The sequence below is a fragment of the Pontibacter sp. GD7 genome, assembly GCF_058216375.1.
This window is the reverse complement of the sequence record NZ_JBYZMP010000008.1, coordinates 46,159-67,428: the sequence shown is the minus strand read 5'-3', so window position 1 is coordinate 67,428 and position 21,270 is coordinate 46,159. Positions and strand designations below refer to the sequence as shown.

Below are 21,270 nucleotides of genomic sequence, written 5' to 3'. Positions count from 1 at the left end.
TGTAACGTAAAAAAGATAGCTGAGGCGGCTATTGTTTATTATGTATTAAAAGTATTATATTTGCCTTAGTCGAGGCCAAAGAGAGAAGCTCGCAGGCCTAATTGTAGGACAGAAGTTGATGCTTATGCTAAAACTTTGGCGGTTGTTGCCAACACACCTGCCGCCGAACTAGAAAAGAATTAAATAATTTTACATATTTGGCAAAAAGAACGGTTATGCGCGCCATAACCGTTCTTTTTGCTTTTGTGTTTTAAACGTGAGAACATAACTATGAGCAAGATTTCTTATTACACAGCAGAAGGTTTGCAGAAACTGAAAGACGAACTGGCTGAGCTCAAGACAAAAGGACGTGCCGAGGTGGCACGCCAGTTAGCTGAGGCACGCGATAAAGGTGACCTGAGCGAGAACGCGGAGTATGATGCTGCCAAGGATGCACAGGGCCACCTGGAACTAAAGATCGCCAAAATGGAGGAGATCGTAGGCAATGCCCGCCTGATCGATGAGTCGAACCTGGATTCCAGTAAGGCACTGATATTGTCTAAGGTGAAAATCAAAAACCTTAAGAACAATATGGTAGTAGACTATACACTGGTGGCGGAAGAGGAAGCAGACCTGGCAGCAGGAAAGATCTCCGTTAAATCGCCAATCGGTAAGGGTTTGCTAGGCAAGTCTGTTGGAGACACTGTGGAGATCACCATCCCTGCCGGCAAAATTCAGTTTGAAGTCTTAGAAATCAGCCGTTAAACGAACTATGGAGCCTTCGATATTTACAAAGATTGTTAAGGGTGAGATCCCTGCTTATAAAATAGCAGAGAATGAACGTTACCTTGCCTTCTTGGATGTGTTTCCGACCACCAAAGGCCATACTTTAGTAATACCGAAGGAGCAGGTGGATTACATATTCGACCTGAACGATGACCTGTACCTGGGCCTGATGGCTTTTGCGAAGGAGGTGGCCAAGGCCATTAAAAAGGCAGTGCCCTGCAACAGGGTTGGGGTTGCTGTGGTTGGTTTAGAGGTGCCGCATGCACATGTACACCTGATTCCGCTAAACAGCATGCAGGACATGAACTTTGCCAATAAAAAAGAATTCAGCAAAGAAGAGATGGAGGAAGTAGCTGAGAAAATAAGAGCTGAATACCACATTTAAGGTATAGGTAAAAGTATAAAAAGAGGCGGGGCAAGTATAGTTTTATACTTGCCCCGCCTCTTTTTATGTTAGCTCTTCAAATGCCCTGGGGTTACATTTCCCAATAATCAAAATTGAAACCTACTGCGCTGTAGCGGACAAGACGCAAAGTATTGCGTCTCTACAGAATCGAATTACGAATAATCAATAACGAAATCTACTGCGTTGTAGGGGACAAGATTACATTTCCCAATAACAAATAACTAATAATCAATAACGAAATCTACTGCCTTGTAGCTGGCAAGACGCAAAATATTGCGTCTCTACATTCCGAACAACGAACAACCAACAACGAATAACGAAAAAAACTACTGCGTTCGCGTAGTATCCTGCTGTTTCTGCTGCAGGTCTTTCTGCAGTTGCTCTTCGGCCTCCTGTTTGGCTTGTTTTCTGAAGAAACCACGTAGCAGGAAATTGCTTTGCAGGGCCTCCATGTTCTGGTCGAACTTTTTGCTGCTGGTTTCCAGGTTCTGCATGGTGCGCTGCAGCTGTCTTGCAAACTGTTCATCCGATAGCAGTACGCCTGCAGCATTGTTCTTGCTATTCAGTTTCTGGCTGGCTTCCTGCAGGTTTTCCATCAAATCGGATGCTGCGTCAGTGGCTTGCTTCAGTTCGGCCATAGATGCTTTCAATCTGCTGTAAACCACGGTGTCGGTGGCAATGCTGTTGGCAAGTCCGCCAGGCCTGTTCAGTTTAGATGTAAACCTAGACAGCTCGTTAGAAGCAGCCACTGTTCTTCTGGAAGTCTGCTGTAGGTTTGCCACAATAGCCCTGAAGTTATCAGCCATCACAGTGTCGGTAAGTATGGCCCCGATGGTGCCCTCGCCTTGCACGAGCTTAGAAGAAAGCTGTTTGAAGTCGCTGGTAATGGCTACCAGGTTCTTGTTGTTTTTCTGCAGCGTTTCCATCAGGTCGTCGGTGTTTAGGGGATTGATGGCCTTGATGATGTCACCGTCTTCCACTGGCGGTGCTGCCTGGGTGCCACCCTCGATTACAATATTTTTGTTGCCGATAAAGCTTTCGGAGCTGATGCGTGCCATGGAGTTCTCACGGATGTACTGCTGTGCGCTTTCCTCGATGTTCATGGTTACCATTACCTGCGCATCGCCATACAGGCTGATGGACTTAATGGTGCCGATCTTTACACCGGAGAACCATACGTTATTACCCTTTTTCAGGCCGGCCACATCATCGAATATGGCCATCACAGAGATGGTGCTTATCAGTCGCTTCTGCTGGCCTGCCAGCGTGAAGATACCTGCCACCAGGATAACAATAGCCAGGAACACGAAGATGCCCACTATCACGGTTCGTTTATTATCTGCAGAACTCATTTAGTCGATAAAGTTGTAATTGTAAAAAGCTTTAATACGCTCATCAGGGGCCGCAAAAACCTCCTCAAACGTGCCCTCCCGCTGAAACTGCCCGTCCAGCAGCATCACTACTCTGTCTCCTACGGCGCGGGCGCAGGTTAGGTCGTGGGTGATGATGATGGAGGAGGTGTTAAACCTGCGCTGTACCTCATTTATCAGTTTGTTGATCTCTATACTTGTAATAGGGTCAAGGCCGGCAGTAGGCTCGTCATACAGCATAATGTCGGGCCGAAGTATAAGTGTGCGGGCAATGCCAATGCGTTTGCGCTGCCCCCCCGAAAGCTCCGACGGCATCTGGTGCAGTGCCTGCGACAAACCAACAGCATCCAGCACCACGTCTATCAGCTTATCACGGTCCTGCTGGCTCATTTCTTTGGAGTGACGCACCAGCGGAAACTCCAGGTTCTCCTTTACGGTCATGCTGTCGTATAGGGCACTGTTCTGGAACGAGAAGCCGATCTTTAACCGTAGCTTATCCAGCTCTTTGGGTATCAGTTTTCCAACCTCCCTGCCCAGTACGTTTACATAGCCTTCGTCGGCCTGTAACAAACCAGATATTATTTTGATCAACACGGACTTGCCGGTGCCCGAGCGACCCAGCACTACCAGGTTTTCACCTTTATACAGATCCAGGTCTACCCCTTTCAGCACCTCAAAATCGTCAAAAGCCTTCCGGAGACCTCTAATAGAGATCACTTTCTCGCTTCTGTCTATCTTCGGGTTTATTTCCTTTGCCTTCATTGGCGCTAAAATGCTCTAATTGCGTTAATCACCTGCATAATCAGCAGCTCTTCGATAAATATAAGGAACATCGCCGTTACCACCGATGAGTTGGCAGCCTTGCCTACACCCTCAGTACCTTTAGAAGAGTTATACCCTTTATAACACCCTACCATACCAATCGTAAACCCGAATATCACGGATTTAACCGATGAAGCGATGATGTCGAGGAAAGTAATGGCCTCGAATACCTGGTAAAAGAAAGTAGTAAGGGTGGTGAGCTCGTTCTGGTGCACGTTCAGGTAACCACCAAGCAATGATACCATTGTGGTGTACATGGTTAGTGCGGGTATCATCAGGGTAGAGGCCAGCACGCGGCTTACCACTAAAAACTTAAACGGGTTAGTAGCAGATACCTCCATGGCATCGATCTGCTCAGTTACGCGCATAGAGCCTAGTTCGGCGCCAATGTTTGAGCCAACCCTGCCAGCAGCAATAAGCGCGGTTACAAGTGGGCCCATAGCCCTTACAATAGCCACTGAGATAAGCGCAGGCAACAGCGAGGTGGCACCAAAATCGGCAAGCGAAGGGCGCGACTGGTTAGTAAATACGATACCGATGATAAACCCCGTAAGGGAGATAAGCGGAAGCGAGCGCACCCCGATTTCGTAGCACTGCTTGATGATCTCCCGAAACTCGTAAGGTGGGAACGGTAATTCTTTAAAAAAACGTACGATGAACCGGAATACGCTGGCCAACTCCACAAATATCCTGTCGAGCCTCCGGGTGGTAACATACCTGCGCCGGGTTCTAACGTTTCCGGGTTTGTTGTTGTCTAAATCCATGTATGCTGTTTAACTAGCATCTTTAATCTGTCTTTACCAAGACAACGGTTCAAATGATTTATTTTTAATACAAAGCGGCGGCGCTTTTGTTAACGCACAGCTTACCTTTACGAAGGAAAGGTACGATTTTTTGCACTGGAGCAAAATAATTTCAGATGCTAATATTTTGACACACTGAATGGTACAGGGTATTACAATTTGTAAAGCTGCGTAAGTGGCACATTATAAGTTTGTTGATGTGCATAATGCTTAATGTGTGGCTTTGCCGAAAGCTTGAAATGAAAGGCAGCTTTCAGCCTCAGGCGAGCCTATCCGGGTTGTCGGCCAGGAAAGTTTTCCAGGACTTGCCTCCTTGCTTGGCGTTGTTGCCCTTCTGGTAATGATGGCAAAGGGCCACGCTAAGGGCATCTGTCGCATCAAACATCTTCGGATCAGGCTGAATTTTGAGAATTTGAACTAACATGCTTGCCACTTGCTCTTTAGAGGCATTGCCGTTACCTGTGACAGACTGTTTTACTTTTTTTGGGGCATACTCTACATAAGGTATATCGCGTGATAAAGCGGCTGCAATGGCCACGCCCTGGGCACGCCCCAATTTAAGCATACTTTGCACGTTCACGCCAAAGAATGGCGACTCGATGGCAAGCTCATCGGGTAGGTACTCGTCGATGAGCTGTATCATACGGTCAAAAATTTTCTTTAACTTGATGGCGTGATTGCTGTAGCTCTTCAAGTGGATCACACCATACTGCACCACGTGTACCTTAGAACCAGTAACTTCGATGAGGCCGTAGCCCATTACCTGTGTACCGGGGTCTATGCCAAGTATGAGTTTATTAGGAGGAAGTGCAGAAGTGTAAACCATAAGGCTACAAAATTAAGACAATATCTTGAACATTACTCCCAATAGAAGGTTCCTTTTACTCTCCGGTAAATTGCTGGTGGTGTTGCTCACATTCTACCTGCTGCACCAGGCTGTTTTTACCGCCCCGGATACATTGATGAGCTGGCAGCAAATTTTAGAAACAGCCCTTTCAAGCTCATCTTCCGGACTTTTAATACTTGTGGCCGTACTTATACCTGTAAATTGGGGATTTGAGGCCAGTAAGTGGCAGCTATTGGGCAACAAACTGGAGCCTATGAGTTTTGCCGCCGCCTACCGTGCCGTGATGGTGGGCCTTACGCTGGGCTTTATCACCCCGAACCGCCTCGGCGATTACGCTGGCCGGGTACTGGAACTGAAAAGCCGCCAGCGCCTTGAGGCCATCGGGGCTATTTTCATAGGGCGATATTGCCAGTTGGTGGCTACGGTGTTGGTGGGCTCTCTGGGTTTGCTATACTTTTTACTTCGGTTTTACTGGGTTCAGTACCCCGGGGCGGCACTAAGTGTGCTCTTTCTGTTGGCGGCTGTAAGCGTTACCATGCTAGTTCTGCTCTATCATGCTAAAGCCATGGTGGCTGTTGTTGGTGCCATTAAACCACTACGGCCTTTTGTACAGTATGTGTCGGTGATAGGGGAATATACTTTTGCCGAGATCTCACAGTTGCTTGTACTGTCGTTGGGCAGGTATTTTGTTTTCCTGGTACAGTTTGTTCTGCTGCTTATACTTTTTGGTGTAAACCTGTACCCTTTAGAATACCTGAGCGGCGTAGCCGGTACATTCTTTCTTAAATCGGTGGTGCCATCGGTTAGCCTTATATCAGACCTGGGTGTGCGGGAGTTGTCGGCGATTTACCTGTTCGGGCTGCTAGGGGAGGGGAGGCTACAGGTACTAAGCGCCAGCCTGAGCCTTTGGCTGCTAAACATTGCAGTGCCCAGCGCGGTGGGTTTATATTTTGTACTACACGTGCGCCTGGCCCGGAAAGGAGTGCCCGCATGATCTGGCTACTGTCGCTTTCGCTGCTGGCCTATGCCTGGATAGTGCTGCGGCGGCTGGTTGCCTGGGTAAGCATGCCTCAAGGTAAAAGCCATGATGAATATTTGCCTACAACTTCGATCTCTATTATCGTCCCAGTCCGTAACGAGGCAGCCAATATCCTGAATTTGTTGCAGGACCTGGAGGCGCAGCAATACCCGAAACAGCTTTTTGAGGTGGTTGTAGTAGACGATCACTCTACCGATGGAACACTTAAACTAATACATCAATATAGTTTGGGTTCCACAATGAGTATGAATGTGTTGAGCCTTGCTGATAAGCCAGGTTTAAGTATGAAGAAAGGTGCGGTTAAGTATGGCGTAGAACAGTCAGGAGGTACGCTGTTAGTATTTACGGATGGCGATTGTAGCGTGGGAGCAGAATGGCTTAAACTGTTTGCCCAAACCTATGAAACTCAAAAGCCATACTTTATCAGCGGGCCTGTATGCTTCCAGAATACGTGTACAATATTTGAACGAATGCAATTGGTCGAGTTTGCTAGTCTAATAGGTATTGGAGGCGCATCATTGGCTTTAAACAGGCCCAACATGTGTAACGGGGCTAATCTGGCTTACCCGAAAAATATTTTTGAGCATGTGCGTGGCTTTGAGGGCAACGAAGGCATAGCCAGTGGCGACGATGAGTTCCTGTTGCACAAGGTGCACCGGATGTTTCCCGGCAAGGCGGTATTTCTGAAAGACCCTAAAGCTGTAGTTTACACAAATGCATGTAAGGGGTTGATTCCCTTTTTGTCACAGCGGGTAAGATGGGCCAGCAAGTGGCGTGCTTACCAGAGCATAGATGTTCAATTGGTAGCCCTAACTGTTTTTCTCGTGAATTTCCTGTTGTTCCTTTCTATCCCGCTGCTGCTTTTCGGTCATCTGTCGCTGCACATTTTTCTGGGGGCATATTTTACCAAGTTTGCCATAGATTTCTTATTTTTAGAACGTATACTAGTGTTCCTAAACAGGAGGGACTACATTTGGCACATGCTGCCATTGCAACTGGTGTATATACCCTATGTGGTGTTTACAGGTATTGGCGGCTTGTTTGGCAGGTACCGTTGGAAAGGAAGAACAATACAGAACTCATGAGCGATAACGAATTTGACATATTGGACGAGCTATACTTTGTGGCCTCCTACCCAGACCTCAAAACCACCCTGTCGTTAACAGACAGCGAAATCTGTGCTGCCCTGCAATCGCTGATAAAGCGAGGGTATGTAAAGATACTTTACCCGGACCAGGACACGGAGCACGAATACGACGAGGCTACTTTCGGGCAGCAGTGCCAAGATTACTTTTACCTGGCCACTAAAGCGGGCCTGGTTGTCCATAACTCCATCTAATGACCACAAAAGTTAAGGAAACCCCGGTTTCGAGGCCGCCTTCCTACTACGTTCGCCAACGTTTGCTACAAAACAAGCCTGCCATGGTTGGCCTGTTTATCATACTTTTCGCCGTGCTGGTTGCCATTGCCGGTTATGCCATCATGCCTGACTCATCGCCTAATGCCAACAACGGCATTGTGCAGCTGCAGAAGCGGCAGCCAGGCTTTACCACCCAGGTGCTGAAAGTGCCTGCGCTCATGGCTGAAGAAGATGACACCAACTTCATTGAGTTTATACTTTTCGGGAGGCCGGCGCCATTTACCGAGTTGCCTATCGAGGATTATACTTTCCGGGGCGATAGCCTGTATGTGCAGCCTTTGCGCAGCAACAACGCCCTGGCCGACAAAGTGCGTGCCTATGCCATAACTGACCTGGTTACCGACGCTGAAACCAACGATCCGGAAAGCCTGAAACAGGTGGTTACGCGTGAGAAGATAGCCCAGAAAACCTATTGGTTTGGTACCGACAAGGCAGGCCGCGACGTACTTAGCAGACTTATACTTGGTACCCGTATTTCGCTGGGCATTGGCTTTGTGGCCGTGCTCATTTCCCTGGTAGTAGGCATCACGATCGGTGCTGTGGGTGGCTATTTTGGTGGCCGGGTAGATGACCTGATGCTCTTCCTGATGACGGTGGTCTGGTCGGTGCCGAGCATCATGCTGGTGATCGCCATCAGCCTTGCCCTGGACAGCAAAGGCGTGTGGGTGGCGTTTGTGGCAGTTGGTTTAACCATGTGGGTAGAGGTGGCGCGTGTAGTGCGTGGCCAGATTCTCAGCCTGAAAGAAAAAACCTATGTAGAGGCCGCCAACGTGCTGGGTGTTCCGCAATACAAGATCATATTCAGGCACCTGCTGCCTAACATGCTGGGACCACTTATCGTAATTGCCACAGCCAACTTTGCCTCAGCTATACTTATCGAGGCCGGCCTGAGTTTTCTTGGCCTGGGCGTGCAACCTCCGGCTCCCTCGTGGGGTATGATGGTGAACGAAGGTTTTCAGTTGATAGGTGCCAAGGCTGGTCTTTTTTTAGTACTTTTACCTAGTATAAGCATCAGTTTACTCGTGCTGGCCTTCAACTTGTTAGGCAACGGCCTGCGCGATGCTTACGACCCTAAAATCCCGATTTCTAATGGCTGATATAACCGTACCAAGTATACAACAGGAACTTAACCTGAAGAAGCTGGAGCTGTCGGCCTTGCTCGAAATCACACAGGCTATTAACGACAACCTTCCGGAGCCGGCTCTTTACAAAATTTACAGGTTTACGCTGCTTGCCCAGTTGCAGATAAGCCGTTTGGTGCTGTTTGTGCACGACGATAACTGGCAGTGCAAAGTATGTTTTGGCACCGAGCAGGACTTTACCCGACAGGACATTCCCGAAGCCATACTTGACCTGAAGGAGATCACGCGCACCTCCAAACTGAGCGTGGATAAAAAATGGCGTGCTTTCGAAATTGTGATCCCGATTTTCCATAATGGCAGGGTGCTGGCATTTGTGATGATCGGCAAAACGCAGCCTTACCATACAAACATGGAGGCCCTGAATTTTGTGCAGACCGTCAGTAACATTATGCTGGTGGCCATCGAGAACCACAAAATGACCCGGCAGCGACTGGCCCAGGAGTCCATTCGCCGTGAGATAGAGATTGCCAGAGAGGTGCAGTCCATGCTTTTCCCGAAGTCTTTGCCAAACGATAAGGACATAGCCATTTATGCCAGTTATATTCCGCATTCGTCCATCGGCGGCGACTATTACGACTTTATCGAGATTGACCCGGATAACTTTGTTTTCTGTGTGGCGGATGTTTCGGGTAAAGGCGTGCCGGCATCACTGCTGATGTCTAATTTCCAGGCGGGCCTCAGAACCATACTTCGCCAGACCTCCGATTTGAACACGGTGGTGGCTGAACTAAATAACCTGATCTACCGCAATGCGATCGCCGAGAAGTTCGTGACCATGTTCCTGGCCCTGTATAACCGTAAAACAAGGGAGCTTAGCTACGTAAACGCAGGCCACAATGCACCTATACTTTTGTACGAAGACAACTCGCACCGCCTCCTGAACGAAGGCTGTACCATGCTGGGTGTGTTTGATGTGCTGCCATTTATGTCGGTAACCCGCATTGAGGTGCCGCGCCACGCCGTGCTGCTTTGCTACACCGACGGCCTTACCGAGGTGTTTGATGAAGACGAGGCAGAGTTTGGGGTGGAGGGATGTATCGAATTTTTGCAGCGTAACCGGTTCCTGAGTTCAAAGATGATGCACCTGCAACTGCTCCGCGAAATAAACCTCTACAACGAAGAGGCCGCCCTCAACGACGACATCACCTTGTTGTCTTGCAGGTTTAAATAGGTTTTTCAGATTTGAAAATTTGGAGATGTGTAAATTTGAAGATGATTCAGAAGAATAAGAAATGATAAATGTCTTAAATCCAAAAGCAGTATTTTAATTATCAAATTTCCAAATCTTCTCATTTTCAAATTTTCAAATTAAACCTTGATCCGCCTCTACAAAACTCCTGCTATACTTAAAAAGCTGTGGCCAGCGTATACCTGGCAACGGGAGGCTACGCAGGAGAAAATACTGTACCTCACCTTCGACGACGGCCCCATACCGGAGGCAACCCCCTGGGTACTGGACCAGTTGGCGAAGTATAAGGCTAAGGCCACTTTCTTTTGCGTTGGCGATAATGTGCGTAAGCACCCCGAGATCGCTGCACGTATTCAAACCGAAGGTCATTTACTCGCCAACCATACTTTTAACCACCTGAACGGCTGGCGTGTTGATCTGAAGCCATATGTAGCCAATGTGGCGCTTTGCCAACAGGAACTGGATAGGTATACTTCCGATAGTGAGAAACTGCTGTACAGGCCACCCTATGGCCGCATTACACAAAAGCAAGCCAGGCAGCTGCAGGACAAGTATGAGATCGTGATGTGGGATGTGCTCACCAACGATTATGACAATAGCCTGTCGCCGGAGAAATGCCTGCGCAAATCTGTTGAAAGTACCCAAAACGGCAGCATCATCGTATTTCACGACAGCCTGAAGGCGAAGCGAAACATGATGTATACGCTGCCCCGCTACCTGGAGCATTTTAGCGGCTTGGGCTACACCTTCAAGCCCCTATGATCGTATCTGTCGTCTATTTTATACTTTTCTTCACCCTTTTCATGGTGCTGCTGGTATTGCTGTTGATAAACCGCAAGCAGTACCCGACTAACCCCGACCAACAGCCCCGCATCAGCATACTTATAGCCGCCCGAAACGAGGAACATACCATTACCCGCTGTCTTACAGCCATCGAAGACCTGGATTACCCCAAAGAGAAAATAGAAGTGCTGATCGGTAACGACGGCAGCACGGACCGCACACAAGAGGTAATAGAGGCATTTATCGAAGACAAACCCAATTACAGGTGCATTGCTATAACCGGCACAATAGCGCAGCTGAAAGGCAAGCAGAACGTGCTGGCGCAGCTGTCTGGGTTGGCAACAAACGATTACTTTTTCTACACCGATGCTGATATTGCCGTGCCGCCTACCTGGGTTAAAGCCATGCTGGCAGCCATGCAGAACGATGTGGGTGTGGTTACGGGCATTACTACCACCCAAAATCATACTTTGTTTGCCAGGCTTCAGGCCCTAGACTGGCTCTATGCGCTGGGCCTGATGCAGGTGGTATCGGACCTGAACCTGCCGGTAACTACCATGGGTAACAACATGCTGCTGCGCCGCAAGGCGTATGAAGATGCGGGGGGCTTTGAAAACGTGCCTTTCTCAATCACCGAGGACATTGCCATTTTTAACAAGATACTGGCAAAAGGCTGGGGTTTCCGAAACGTTTACAACCATAAAGTACTGGCCCTTTCTACGCCTGCCGAAGGCTTTAACCAGTTTATGCACCAACGCAAACGCTGGATGAAGGGCTCCATGCACCTGCCTGTATACATGGTCATTATCCTGGTGTTGCATTCGGCCTATTACCCCGTGTTGCTGCCCTTCGGGTTTTATACTTCAGCTGGTATTGTGGCCAGTATCTTTGCAGCCAAGCTCAGCCTGCAAAGCCTATACCTGCACGTTTGCCTGCGCCGACTGAACCGCGCTGCCCCCTGGTGGCTATACTTCCTGTTTGAGATTTACCTGGTTGTCACCTCTATTCTGTTACTGGTCTTCTACTACCTTCCGGTTAAGACAGTCTGGAAAGGTCGGAAGTACTAAAGCAGTAGGTTTCGTTATTGGTTGTTAGTTATTCGTTATTGGAAAATGTAGAAACGCTATTGTCGTTATTGGTTGTTCGTTATTCGTTATTAGAAAATGTAGAGACGCTATTGTCGTTTATTGGTTATTCGTTATTCGGAATGTAGAGACGCAATATTTTGCGTCTTGTTGGCTACAACGCAGTAGGTTTAGTTATTGGTTAGTGGTTATTCGTTATTAGGAAATGTAGAGACGCAATATTTTGCGTCTTGTTGGCTATAACACTTTTAACTTCGACATCAGTAAAAGTATAAATTTTGGTTCATGGAAGTATGGCCATACACGGAGCATTTCTTTAGCAATGGTTAATCTACCAGAGCAATTCCTAATTCATAATTCCTAATTCTTGTGTCTTGCGTCCTACGTCTTGAGTCTTTATTAAACAATCCCCAAATAAACTTAACTTGCGGGTGCAAAACTTGTAGTACCGCCTTGATTTAAGATCAAGGATAAACATAGAGATTACATGAATTTAGTTGATTCGCACGCACATATCTATTCCGAAAAATTTAACGACGACCGTTTCGAAGCCGTGAGAAGGGCAGGGGAGGAGGGCGTTGGAAAAATATACATGCCCAACATTGATCATACATCCATAGACGCCATGCTGGAGGCAGAGTCTCAGTTTCCGGAAGTATGCATCCCGATGATGGGCCTGCACCCAACCTCTGTAGATAAGAACTTTGAACGTGAGCTATACTTAGTAGAAGACTGGCTGAGCAAGCGGGAATTTGCTGCGATAGGTGAGTGCGGCATAGACCTTTACTGGGACAAAACTTTTCTGCCACAGCAGCAGGAGGCGCTAAAAGTGCAGGTTGAGCTGGCCAAAAAGTATAAACTGCCCATCGTGCTGCACACCCGCGACTCCTTTAACGAAACATACGAGATCATTTCTGCTGCCCAGGACGGTACCCTAAAAGGTATTTTCCATTGCTTCTCTGGCACTGAGGAAGAGGCAAAGAAAGTAACGGAGCTAGGATTCTTGATGGGTATCGGCGGCGTGGCTACTTTCAAAAACGGCGGCCTTGATAAGGTGTTGCCGCATGTAGCGCTGGAAAACCTGGTACTGGAAACTGACTGCCCATACCTGGCGCCAGTGCCGCATCGTGGTAAGCGCAACGAACCTGTTTACCTGCCGCTGGTGGCAAAGCGAGTAGCCGAACTCATGAACAAAGACGTAGAGGAAGTTGCCGAGAAATCCACTGCTAACGCCCTTAACCTGTTTAAGCTATAAGTATGGAGGTTGTACAGGTACACATTGATACGGCCACCCCTTCGCATCCGGAGGCCTCCATCCTGATCATCTATACAGGCGGTACTGTTGGGATGGTGTATGATAAAACGGAGCATCACCTGGTGCCCTTCAACTTCTCCCAGATCCTGGACCACGTGCCGGAACTGAGCCAGTTTAATTATATGCTCACCGTTATGAGCATCGAACCTGCCATCGACTCCTCCAACGTTACCATAGAAGACTGGTTGATGCTGGCGCGGTTGATTGAGGAGAACTACGAAAAGTATGACGGTTTTGTAGTGTTGCACGGCACCGATACCATGGCCTATAGTGCCTCGGCTCTAAGCTATCTACTAGAGAATCTGCAGAAGACGGTGATCTTTACAGGTGCCCAGGTTCCGATCGGCCGCATCCGGACCGATGCCCGCGAGAACCTGATCACAGCGCTGCAGATAGCAGGTACAAAACAGCATGGCAAAAGCCTGGTGCCGGAGGTCTGCATTTACTTCAGGGACTTGCTTTTGCGGGGCAATCGCGCCAAAAAGGTAGAGAGCAGCCACTTCGATGCCTTTAAATCGGATAATTATCCACCCCTGGCCGAAACCGGTATCGACATAGAGTATAGTTCCGAAAACATACTTCCGCACCCTGCGCGGGGGCTTCGGGTCCATAAACAGCTCAGCGATAAAGTTGCCATACTCAAGCTATTCCCGGGTATAACCCCGCATACAGTAGAGGCTGTTTTGCTGGCGGAAGGGCTTAAAGGAGTAGTGCTGGAAACCTTTGGCTCCGGAAACGCACCTTCTGCCCCATGGTTTCTGGAGTTGGTGCAAAGAGCTTTGGATAAAGGTGTTCACATACTTAATGTGTCGCAATGCGATGAAGGCCGCGTGATTCAGGGCCAATACGAAACCAGCACACACCTGCTGACAATGGGTGTGATAGGCGGGGCAGATATTACCACAGAGGCTGCCATTACCAAGCTGATGTTTGTGCTGGGCCAGAACCTGAGCTATGAAGAAACAAAAATGCAACTCTGTGAGAACCTGCGCGGTGAGATAACTTTGTAGTTAAAATAAAGTATAAACTGCAGTGCATTTGCAGATGTGCAGCATATTCGCCTATATTTGCAATACAAACAGAGAGTTGTCCGAGTGGTCGAAGGAGCACGCCTGGAAAGTGTGTATACCCCAAAAGGGTATCGAGGGTTCGAATCCCTCACTCTCTGCTGGTAAAATAAAAGAGGCCTTAGCAAATCGCTAAGGCCTCTTTTATTTTACACTTGAGTGTAAAATATTATTTCTCAACAAACACAATCTCTACACGGCGGTTTTGCTGTCTGCCTTTGGCTGTCTTGTTCGTAGCCTCAAACAGGTGTTCGCCTACTGGCACTACCTTTATGCGAGAAGTGTCTATCCCGCTGTTTTTGCGCAACCAGTCTTCTACAGAGCGAGCACGCTCCAGGGCAAGTTGTTTGTTATAAGACTCGCTGGCAAGTGAGTCTGTGAACCCGTAAACCCTGATCATTCCTTCCTCGTTTTGTTTTTTGATAAGGTTAACAACCTCTTTTAACTTTTGCTCGCCGCTTGGCCGTATTTTGGCTTTGTCCAGGTCAAACATGATGTCTTCGCCGAGTGTATAAATGCGATAATCATCTGTGCCGCGCACTTCAATGCGTTGAGCCTTTAGAGCTGGTTCTTCCACCATAGGCGCGTTAAAGTTGACCTCTCTAAATTCCTCCTCATCTGCTTCCAGCACACCTCCGGCCAGGTAATCCTCGCTATACATGACTGCGGTATCCTCAGAGGCGAGCTCAGCAAGCTCGGCAGCGCTGTCTATTTTATCTTCTTTTACTTCGTTACAACCAACCAGCAATCCGGCGGCAACTAGTATGGTAGATGTGAAAATTATCTTCATAGCTTTTATATAGTTTGGTACATTAATTCTTTACGAACCCTAAAAGCCATAGTTATATGACAGGCATAAACCTATTCAATAAACCCATAACTGACATGATGCATACCTGGTACTTGATTGTTGCACTATACCTATAGTTTGTTACCGCTTGCCAAAACATAACAACTGCAACAGGCCGATGAGAAAGCGTTTTGGCTGATAATAGAAGAGTTCAATTCTTACGTCAGATAAAGGCGTAACGAGCTCCTGATTTTACTTTATGCACACAATACAAGCACTTTAAAAAACAATCCCCTCATGTTACATTTGTCACACAAGGGGATCGGTGGGTATTGCCGCTGTTATACTTTTAGGGCTTTCATCATTTTTGCTTTTGTGCCGCTATTATTTCCTGATAGGGTCCATACTTATGCCTTTCCTCTGAAAATGAATCGGCATATGGACCAAACGGATGATCGAATGGCTTTTTAGAGATATCGGGCCAGTCTTTGCCTTTTACGTTTCCTGAGGTTTTAACAGGCCGCGGCATAGAGTTTACAAATGCTGCCAGATCCCAGGACTCCTCGTCTGTTAATTGCGGACGGTAATACGTAGCTCCAAGGGGCATATTGGCTTTTACGTATTTGGCAAAGTTAGACAAGCGGTAAAGTCCTGCCCCGTTGTTGTAGCTATGCTTGCCCCAAAGCGGTGGGTACTGGTACTCCTTTCCATCGGCGATCAACTGGCCTTCTCCATCCGCACCATGGCATACCTGGCACTTTTGCACGTATACAAGCTTGCCCTTTTCCGGACTTGCTGCCCGGTCCAGAAGCTCAATGTCTATCAAGCCTGCCCCTTTGGGTGTTTCACTTTTCTGTACATCCTTACCTACCCACTTAATGTAGGAAACTATGGCTTGCATCTCTTTTGAGTCGGCTTTAAGAGGCTGCCCGTTGAGGCTGCGCTCAAAACAGTCGTTTACGCGCTTTACCACATCCTCTTCGGTACCAGACCTGGCCCTGAACTTAGGGTAGGTAGAGGCTACACGTGAATAATTATTTCCAAAGGGTTTTGTACCGGCATCGAGGTGGCAGTTCTGGCAATTCATCCCGTTAGAGATCTGCAGCACGCTTCCTTTTGGGCCAAGGTACTGAGCGGTATGCGCAATTAACTCACGGCCATACTTTATCTGGTCACCTTCGGGTGTGTTGGGCAAGGTACTCAGGTCTGGGGCCTGCCACATATCCTCTGCAGCCGGTTCAGAGTCCGTTGCATTTGCCACTGCTCCTGCTGCCTCGGATGTGGTGGTTGCCTTGGTAAGGGCCGGCAGCTTAACTGCCCTTGGGTTTACGAGCAGGAGGATAACCAGGCCCAATAGGAGAACAACCATAAAAGTGATCAGACTGACAATTCTGGAAATCTTTACAAGGATGCCTCCGAACTCATGGTCTCTTTTCTTTTCCATCTACTAATAGTTTGTTTATTGCTGTAACATAATCAGTACAAGTTATGATAAGCGCTTCAAGCACTGAGTGACTTATATCACACTAGGGCTATAGTTTATGTTGACTCCCACTGACTGCCAGTTGGATCTTGCTTATGTATATCTTGGTATTGATGATTTACTAAAAGTATAAATCTCCAACAGTGACTTTTGTCACATTTGCACTAGCTGAATTTTTGAAACTTATACTCCGCCATACGCTTGCCCCAAAAAGGAGCACGGCATTAAGGGTTTCGAGATGAATTAACTTAAACTTTTGAGGCTAAATGTGTGGCGCTTATGTAAATTTTTACAAACCTCTTATGCTTAAAACGCTTAAAAAAGCTGTATGTGGCCCGTGTGCAAAAGCTATAAGCTCCTTACTTCTCTTGTATACTATTAATGGGTATGCGTTTGGTAATGCACAGGTAAACTTAGGAGTTGGTGTTACCGATACCACCATCGCAAACCCTACCCAGGATACCCTGCAAAAAAGCCAGCCGGTACAGCCTTTAAATGAGGCAGCCAAGCAAAAGGCTGCTGCTCCTCAAAAGCAAACCCTGAATCAGTTTTTAAAGAAAGGCAAGTTTAGTGGGCAAGTGCGTAACATGTTTATGTACACCGATAACACCGGAGACCTGCCAGATTACCACTCATTGGCACTTGGGGCAGGCCTGGGCTATGAGTCTCCTAAGTTTAAAGGTTTTAATGTGGCTGCAAGTGGCTTCTTTATCTTTAATGCTTTCTCAAGTAACTTAGGTACAGACCCTGAAACAGGTTTTAAAAGTCGTTACGAGATAGGAAACTTCGACTTGCTGGACCCTGACGACAAGTATGACCTGGGGCGTATGGAAACGTTATACCTGCGCTATACTTCTGAGACATGGGTAGCAACGCTTGGTAGACAGAAGATTATTACCCCATTTATTAACCCACAGGATGGCCGTATGCGCCCAACTTTGGTTAACGGCCTTTGGTTTGAGCAAGACCAGAGTAAAAAGCTCAGTTTTAAAGGAGGTTTTCTTTGGGGTATGGGGCCACGCTCAACCGCAGACTGGTTTAGTGTAGAGGAAAGTATAGCCTCTATCCCTGCTGCACGAAATATGTACGGCAAGCCTTCACAGTACGTCGGGAACATCGAAAGCAAAGGAATTATACTTGCCAACGCCACCTACAAGCCAACCAAAAATCTGCAGTCGGCCCTGTGGCATTATTACGTAGACAACCTCTTTAACCTTGCCTTTTCCCAAACAAATGTTTCGATGCCTGTTAACCAGGACAAAAGCCACAGCGTGCTTCTGGGTTTTCAGGCTGGCTACCTGGGGGCAACAGGCGATGGCGGAAACGCAGATACCTTAAAAGCCTATATGCCCAAAGATGCTGAAACCTGGTTTTACAGCGGCAGGCTGGGCTTTAAAACCAAAAAAGTAGAAACCAGCCTGAACTATACCCGAATAGCCGACAAAGACAGGTTCTTGTTTCCGAGAGAGTGGGGGATAGAGCCGTTTTATACTTTCCTGCCCAGAGAGCGCTTCGAGGGCGGAGCAGACAGCAGGGGAATTGTGCTGAAGACAGAGCTTAAGCCACACCCGCAGTGGAAAGGAAGTGTAGGCTACGGACTTATTGATACGCCAAGCGTAAGAAATGCACGCCAAAACAAGTATGCCATGCCATCCTACAGCCAGCTTAACCTGTTGGCTAATTATACTTTTAAAGGGCACCTGGAGGGGCTTGTGCTGCAAACGCTATACGTGTACAAAGGTGCCAGAGGCGAGACGTTTGGAGATGCCCGCTTCATTGAGAATAAGGTAAACATGTCGCATGTGACCTTTGTGATGAACTATCAGTTTTGATGATTTGAATGGCCTTGCCAACAGCTTTGGATAGGGTGAAATAAATTGCAAGTTAGCTTTGAGTCTAAAAAAGAAGAGAAGCCATCTCCAGGCTTCTCTTTTTGTTTATGCTATTTCCTTCTCTTGAGTAGGAACAGATTTCGGCTTGTTTTTAACCTCCATAGTTTCCCGGAAGGGTATTAACTGCTGCTCCAGAAACGAGTCCGGGTAATGCTCCACCTCGTCGAAACCAAGCTCAATGTCGCGGCCATCTTTTGGTTGGTAGGCAGTGCCAAACAGGAAATCCCAGAGGCTTAGGGTAATGCCAAAGTTTGCCCCAAACCGACGAGGCATCTCCTTGGCGTGATGCCAGATGTGCATCTGCGGGTTATTAAATAGATAGCGCAACGGGCCCAAATTTACTTTGAGGTTGGAGTGGTTGAAATGGCCCACTGCCGTAGCAAAAATGTGCACCAAAAAGAAGTCCTGAATTCCAAAGCCGATCATGGCCAGCGGGATATACTCCAGGGTACGGTAAACCACGGTTTCACCCCAATGGAAGCGCAGGTGAGCCGCAAAGCCCATTTGCCTGACCGAGTGGTGCACCTTATGGAACTGCCACAAAAACTCTGAGCGGTGCAGCAGGCGGTGTACGTTCCACTGTATAAAGTCACGAACCACAAATAGCGTGAGCAACTGTGCCCAGCCCGGCCACGACTGCACCTCAAAAGCTACCAGGTTCTCCACGCCAAACAACCCCAGAAAATCATTGAAGGCCTCTACACCAACATTTGAGATGGCATTGAACCCCACCAGCGAGAACAGGAAAAAGTTGAAGAACATGTAAAAGCCATCCAGCCAGAAGTCCTTTCTGATCTTTGCCTGATCTGTTCTCCAGGGCGCCACTATCTCCAGAAGCCAAAAGAACAAGGAAAGCCCGATCAGCCAGTAAAAGTAATTGCCCCAGCCGGGATTCAGAACCTCATGCCAAAGGTAATTGCCGTAGTCAGAAAAAGACCTAAGAAATGTATCCCAGTATTTTCCCATTCATAAATTCAGTTAGTATGATCTTTAAAGCTTAATGTAGCTCCATCCTGCTTCTTGTTTTTCAATGATCTCCACAATACCCATCGGTACGGTGATGACTCCTGGTAACAGTTGCTCTTTGCGGATGTTATGGCCACGCATGGCATTCTCGCAGGCTGCAAAAACCACGCCTTTCGCTTGCAAAGCCTTTAAATCCTCAGTTACTACAGACCTATCCTGCACCAGCATGTCCAGACCTTTGCCGTGCACCACCATCTCTATTTTCGCATCGGGCCAGTGGTTCAACATTTTTTCCAGGTGCTTCATTATTTTGCCCTGCTGCGCCGAGTCCGCTGAGACGATATCGTAAACAATGCGGTGTTGGGTTACTTTTTCCGTTTTGCTTTTAACAGCTTTCGTGTTCTGTGCAAAAGCGACCTCAGTTACGTACATAGCCAGAAATGCAATTAACAGGAATCTTAGTTTCATAAGGATTAAAGTTTTTGGATTAGTGTTAGTTTAAGCCCAGCCCTAAATTAACAGGCTGGGCTTAAGTATTACTTACTGTTTAGAGAGTTCCTGTAAGAAATTGATAACCTCCTTCGTGTTGTAGTCAGCCATGCCTTCCTGCTTGGCCACTATTTTACCTTCCGGTGATATGATGAAGGTGGTAGGGATCGCATTGCTGTAAAACTCCTGCGGGAACGAGTTGGCAGGCATGTATACCGGGAAAGTATAGCCTTTTTTGTTAATGAATTTCTTCACTTTTTCAACACCGGCCTCATCCACAGACAGCATCACAAAAGCGATCTTTTCAGAACCTACTTTATCATACAATTTCTGGATGTTTGGCATTTCAGCCACGCAAGGCGGGCACCAGGTAGCCCAAATGTTCATGAATATCACTTTGCCTTTCAGGCTTTCAAAGCTTACTGTCTTACCATCTAAGGTCCTCATTTTAAAGCCTGCACCAACCATTGTGCCGGCACCAACTACTTCTGTGTTTACAGTATTAGTTTCCGGAGTCGTTTCCGGAATATCCGCATTTTTTACACCTGTAGCCAACAGCAGGCGCTGCACCTGGCCAATGGCTTCTGTGTGGAGGCCAGTTAAGTATAAAACTCCGAAAACGGCCAGCATTACTGCCCAACCGGGTATATCTTTGATCGAAAATTTCTTCTTATTCATCTGATTTCTATTAATGTTAAATTAATCTATGAATTAAAGTTCAACTGTAGTAAAACCCTGCAGCTTCAGGTCGAACATGTGAGTAAGCCCATTGGGCACTACCTCCACACCGTCCATCAGAGACTTAGGGTCAATATCGAACTTTTTAAGCGACATACCACAAACGCGGTAGGTTACGCCAGCTTTTTTTCCAGCCTCAAACACCTGGCTCATATCGCTACCTTTCACAAAGGCCTGCACCGACTTACCACAGGCCACGATTTCAAAAGCCTCGCTGTTGTATTTGCTCGCTTTTGTAATGGTTTCGGCTGTGTTTACGGCAGCTTTCAGGTGGTCTGGCTGACTGATGAGAACAGCATACTTCTGCTTTGCCGCAGCAGGACTTTTCTGAGTAGTAGTTTGTGCTACAGAGTTGGTTGTGGTGCAAGCACCAAGCAAAAACATTAGCCCGAAAGTAGTTACTGCCATAGCATTGCGTGCTTTTAAAGGAGCAGCGAAGTTCTTCCTCAGCTTCTGATCCAGGCCATAGTAAACGGCCCCATTAGCCGCAAAAAAAGAAAGTGCACCAAGTATAGCAATATTCTTGAAAAGTGGTCCGGCACCCTCAGGGTTGCCAATTTGTATTGTGAGCGTTATGGGTATAAGTATACTTATCAGAAATACTGCCGCTATCCTGGTTTTATAACCAAGTAACAGCATAAACCCGCCAACCAGTAAGCCTATCCCCGATAAGATAATTAAGGTCTCGGCTGGGGCAATCCAGGTGGCTAAGCCTCCCATTTCGGCACTTTCCAGGCGGGCAGCGGCGCCGGCTGTTTTAAACAGGTGGTTAAAACCTGCCATTATAAATATCAGGCTGCTCATGATGCGCAGCGCCAAAAACGATTTTTTCTGCAATGATGTGAATTCCATTATTTCT

At 47.5% G+C, this 21,270-nt stretch carries 22 protein-coding genes and 1 tRNA gene; 13 read left to right on the top strand and 10 right to left on the bottom strand.

Annotation, left to right across the window (positions count from 1 at the left end; all coding sequences use genetic code 11):
* Positions 1-270 precede the first annotated feature (270 nt).
* The gene (greA, locus tag AC4BAP_RS13395; protein ID WP_490583174.1) at positions 271-744 is read left to right on the top strand and encodes a transcription elongation factor GreA; all 474 of its coding nucleotides are present in this window, start codon (positions 271-273) and stop codon (positions 742-744) included.
* Positions 745-751: 7 nt separating this feature from the next.
* Complete coding sequence (locus AC4BAP_RS13390) at positions 752-1,150, top strand: HIT family protein (protein WP_490583173.1); 399 nt, start codon at positions 752-754, stop codon at positions 1,148-1,150.
* A 347-nt stretch (positions 1,151-1,497) separates the two neighbouring features.
* On the opposite strand, the gene AC4BAP_RS13385 is transcribed toward AC4BAP_RS13390, so the two are convergent.
* The 4 genes from AC4BAP_RS13385 to ruvC all read right to left on the bottom strand — a co-directional run bounded on the left by AC4BAP_RS13385 (position 1,498) and on the right by ruvC (position 4,992).
* Positions 1,498-2,523, bottom strand: coding sequence for an MlaD family protein (locus AC4BAP_RS13385; RefSeq protein ID WP_490583172.1), 1,026 nt, complete (start codon positions 2,521-2,523; stop codon positions 1,498-1,500).
* Positions 2,524-3,303 (bottom strand): ABC transporter ATP-binding protein, encoded by a 780-nt coding sequence (locus AC4BAP_RS13380; protein ID WP_490583171.1) that lies wholly within the window; start codon positions 3,301-3,303, stop codon positions 2,524-2,526.
* Positions 3,304-3,308: 5 nt separating this feature from the next.
* Positions 3,309-4,127 carry an MlaE family ABC transporter permease gene (locus AC4BAP_RS13375; protein ID WP_490583170.1) on the bottom strand — a complete coding sequence of 273 codons (819 nt, stop codon included), beginning with the start codon at positions 4,125-4,127 and terminating at the stop codon, positions 3,309-3,311.
* A 298-nt stretch (positions 4,128-4,425) separates the two neighbouring features.
* Complete coding sequence (ruvC, locus tag AC4BAP_RS13370; protein ID WP_490583169.1) at positions 4,426-4,992, bottom strand: crossover junction endodeoxyribonuclease RuvC; 567 nt, start codon at positions 4,990-4,992, stop codon at positions 4,426-4,428.
* A gap of 25 nt (positions 4,993-5,017) precedes the next feature.
* Between ruvC and AC4BAP_RS13365 the strand changes: the two genes are divergently transcribed.
* The 10 genes from AC4BAP_RS13365 to AC4BAP_RS13320 all read left to right on the top strand — a co-directional run bounded on the left by AC4BAP_RS13365 (position 5,018) and on the right by AC4BAP_RS13320 (position 14,154).
* Complete coding sequence (locus AC4BAP_RS13365) at positions 5,018-6,007, top strand: lysylphosphatidylglycerol synthase domain-containing protein (RefSeq protein ID WP_490583168.1); 990 nt, start codon at positions 5,018-5,020, stop codon at positions 6,005-6,007.
* On the top strand, positions 6,004-7,137 hold the full coding sequence (locus AC4BAP_RS13360; RefSeq protein WP_490583167.1) for a glycosyltransferase: 1,134 nt from the start codon (positions 6,004-6,006) through the stop codon (positions 7,135-7,137). The genes AC4BAP_RS13365 and AC4BAP_RS13360 overlap by 4 nt, the downstream gene beginning before the upstream one ends.
* Positions 7,134-7,391, top strand: coding sequence for a hypothetical protein (locus AC4BAP_RS13355; protein WP_490583166.1), 258 nt, complete (start codon positions 7,134-7,136; stop codon positions 7,389-7,391). The genes AC4BAP_RS13360 and AC4BAP_RS13355 overlap by 4 nt, the downstream gene beginning before the upstream one ends.
* A complete protein-coding gene (locus tag AC4BAP_RS13350) occupies positions 7,391-8,569 on the top strand; it encodes an ABC transporter permease (RefSeq protein ID WP_490583165.1) in 1,179 nt (392 codons plus the stop codon). The genes AC4BAP_RS13355 and AC4BAP_RS13350 overlap by 1 nt, the downstream gene beginning before the upstream one ends.
* Positions 8,562-9,785, top strand: a complete 1,224-nt coding sequence (locus AC4BAP_RS13345) for a GAF domain-containing SpoIIE family protein phosphatase (RefSeq protein WP_490583164.1) — start codon at positions 8,562-8,564, stop codon at positions 9,783-9,785. Before AC4BAP_RS13350 ends, AC4BAP_RS13345 begins: the two co-directional genes overlap by 8 nt.
* A 144-nt stretch (positions 9,786-9,929) precedes the next feature.
* Positions 9,930-10,565, top strand: coding sequence for a polysaccharide deacetylase family protein (locus AC4BAP_RS13340; protein ID WP_490583163.1), 636 nt, complete (start codon positions 9,930-9,932; stop codon positions 10,563-10,565).
* Complete coding sequence (locus tag AC4BAP_RS13335) at positions 10,562-11,653, top strand: glycosyltransferase (RefSeq protein ID WP_490583162.1); 1,092 nt, start codon at positions 10,562-10,564, stop codon at positions 11,651-11,653. Before AC4BAP_RS13340 ends, AC4BAP_RS13335 begins: the two co-directional genes overlap by 4 nt.
* A gap of 505 nt (positions 11,654-12,158) precedes the next feature.
* Positions 12,159-12,926, top strand: a complete 768-nt coding sequence (locus AC4BAP_RS13330; RefSeq protein ID WP_490583161.1) for a TatD family hydrolase — start codon at positions 12,159-12,161, stop codon at positions 12,924-12,926.
* A gap of 2 nt (positions 12,927-12,928) precedes the next feature.
* On the top strand, positions 12,929-13,996 hold the full coding sequence (locus AC4BAP_RS13325; RefSeq protein ID WP_490583160.1) for an asparaginase: 1,068 nt from the start codon (positions 12,929-12,931) through the stop codon (positions 13,994-13,996).
* Between the two features lie 70 nt (positions 13,997-14,066).
* A tRNA-Ser gene (locus tag AC4BAP_RS13320) sits at positions 14,067-14,154 on the top strand.
* A 68-nt stretch (positions 14,155-14,222) separates the two neighbouring features.
* Here AC4BAP_RS13320 and AC4BAP_RS13315 read toward each other — a convergent pair.
* Together AC4BAP_RS13315 and AC4BAP_RS13310 are read right to left on the bottom strand one after the other, a co-directional pair.
* Positions 14,223-14,843, bottom strand: a complete 621-nt coding sequence (locus AC4BAP_RS13315) for an OmpA family protein (protein ID WP_490583159.1) — start codon at positions 14,841-14,843, stop codon at positions 14,223-14,225.
* A 361-nt stretch (positions 14,844-15,204) separates the two neighbouring features.
* Positions 15,205-16,287, bottom strand: coding sequence for a c-type cytochrome (locus tag AC4BAP_RS13310; RefSeq protein ID WP_490583158.1), 1,083 nt, complete (start codon positions 16,285-16,287; stop codon positions 15,205-15,207).
* Positions 16,288-16,694: 407 nt separating this feature from the next.
* On the opposite strand from AC4BAP_RS13310, the gene AC4BAP_RS13305 reads away from it, so the two are divergent.
* Positions 16,695-18,158: an OprD family outer membrane porin gene (locus tag AC4BAP_RS13305; protein WP_490583157.1), complete on the top strand. Its 1,464-nt coding sequence runs from the start codon at positions 16,695-16,697 to the stop codon at positions 18,156-18,158.
* Positions 18,159-18,263: 105 nt separating this feature from the next.
* Here AC4BAP_RS13305 and AC4BAP_RS13300 read toward each other — a convergent pair whose 3' ends face one another.
* The 4 genes from AC4BAP_RS13300 to AC4BAP_RS13285 all read right to left on the bottom strand — a co-directional run bounded on the left by AC4BAP_RS13300 (position 18,264) and on the right by AC4BAP_RS13285 (position 21,263).
* The gene (locus tag AC4BAP_RS13300) at positions 18,264-19,184 is read right to left on the bottom strand and encodes a sterol desaturase family protein (RefSeq protein WP_490583156.1); all 921 of its coding nucleotides are present in this window, start codon (positions 19,182-19,184) and stop codon (positions 18,264-18,266) included.
* Positions 19,185-19,208: 24 nt separating this feature from the next.
* The gene (locus AC4BAP_RS13295) at positions 19,209-19,652 is read right to left on the bottom strand and encodes a DsrE family protein (protein WP_490583155.1); all 444 of its coding nucleotides are present in this window, start codon (positions 19,650-19,652) and stop codon (positions 19,209-19,211) included.
* Between the two features lie 72 nt (positions 19,653-19,724).
* A complete protein-coding gene (locus AC4BAP_RS13290) occupies positions 19,725-20,351 on the bottom strand; it encodes a TlpA disulfide reductase family protein (protein WP_490583154.1) in 627 nt (208 codons plus the stop codon).
* Between the two features lie 33 nt (positions 20,352-20,384).
* Positions 20,385-21,263, bottom strand: a complete 879-nt coding sequence (locus tag AC4BAP_RS13285) for a DoxX family membrane protein (RefSeq protein ID WP_490583153.1) — start codon at positions 21,261-21,263, stop codon at positions 20,385-20,387.
* Between the last annotated feature and the right edge of the window lie 7 nt (positions 21,264-21,270).